This window comes from Limnohabitans sp. B9-3 (assembly GCF_002778325.1).
GTDB lineage: Bacteria > Pseudomonadota > Gammaproteobacteria > Burkholderiales > Burkholderiaceae_C > Limnohabitans > Limnohabitans kasalickyi.
Map to the genome: position 1 here is coordinate 1 of NZ_NESI01000021.1, position 1,196 is coordinate 1,196.

The 1,196-nt window shown below is 54.8% G+C and carries 1 protein-coding gene; it reads left to right on the forward strand.

The features are described from left to right. Nucleotides 1-4 precede the first annotated feature (4 nt). Nucleotides 5-1,195: an elongation factor Tu gene (gene tuf, locus B9Z42_RS16050; protein WP_100134430.1), complete on the forward strand. Its 1,191-nt coding sequence runs from the start codon at nucleotides 5-7 to the stop codon at nucleotides 1,193-1,195. Nucleotide 1,196: the final 1 nt, after the last annotated feature.

A 1,196-nucleotide genomic window follows, 5' to 3' on the forward strand; every position in this document is an offset into this window, starting at 1 on the left:
AGAAATGGCAAAAGGAAAATTTGAACGTACCAAGCCGCACGTGAACGTCGGCACGATTGGCCACGTTGACCACGGCAAAACAACCTTGACTGCAGCGATCACCACGATCCTGTCGGCCAAGTTTGGCGGCGAAGCGAAGGCTTACGACCAAATTGACGCGGCTCCAGAAGAAAAAGCACGCGGTATCACGATTAACACCGCTCACGTTGAGTACGAGACTGAAAACCGTCACTACGCACACGTGGACTGTCCTGGCCACGCCGACTATGTGAAAAACATGATCACGGGCGCTGCTCAAATGGACGGCGCTATTTTGGTGTGTTCGGCTGCAGACGGCCCAATGCCTCAAACTCGCGAGCACATCTTGTTGGCTCGTCAGGTGGGCGTGCCTTACATCATCGTGTTCTTGAACAAATGCGACATGGTGGACGACACTGAGTTGTTGGAATTGGTCGAAATGGAAGTGCGCGAGCTCCTCGACAAGTACGATTTCCCAGGCGACGACACCCCAATCATTCACGGCTCTGCCAAATTGGCGCTGGAAGGCGACAAAGGTCCTTTGGGCGAAGAGGCGATCTTCAAGTTGGCTGCAGCTTTGGACAGCTACATCCCTACGCCTGAGCGCGCAGTGGACGGTGCTTTCTTGATGCCCGTGGAAGACGTGTTCTCCATTTCGGGTCGCGGTACGGTGGTGACAGGTCGCGTTGAGCGCGGCATCATCAAAGTCGGCGAAGAAATCGAAATCGTGGGTATCGTTGACACCGTCAAGACGACCTGTACCGGCGTGGAAATGTTCCGCAAATTGCTGGACCAAGGTCAAGCTGGTGACAACGTTGGTATCTTGTTGCGCGGTACAAAGCGCGAAGACGTGCAGCGCGGCCAAGTGCTGTGCAAGCCAGGTTCAGTCAAGCCACACACTCACTTCACGGCTGAGATCTATGTGTTGTCGAAAGACGAAGGCGGCCGCCATACCCCATTCTTCAACAACTACCGTCCCCAGTTCTACTTCCGTACGACTGACGTGACCGGCGCGATCGAATTGCCAGAAGGCAAAGAGATGGTGATGCCAGGTGACAACGTGTCGATCACTGTGAAGTTGATCCACCCCATTGCGATGGAAGAAGGCTTGCGCTTCGCTATCCGCGAAGGCGGCAAGACCGTTGGCGCTGGTGTGGTTGCCAAGATCATTGCCTAAT

Coding starts and splice junctions, on each gene's coding strand:
- tuf (WP_100134430.1), top strand. CDS start 5: ATGGCAAAAGGAAAATTTGAACGTACCAAGCCGCACGTGAACGTCGGC.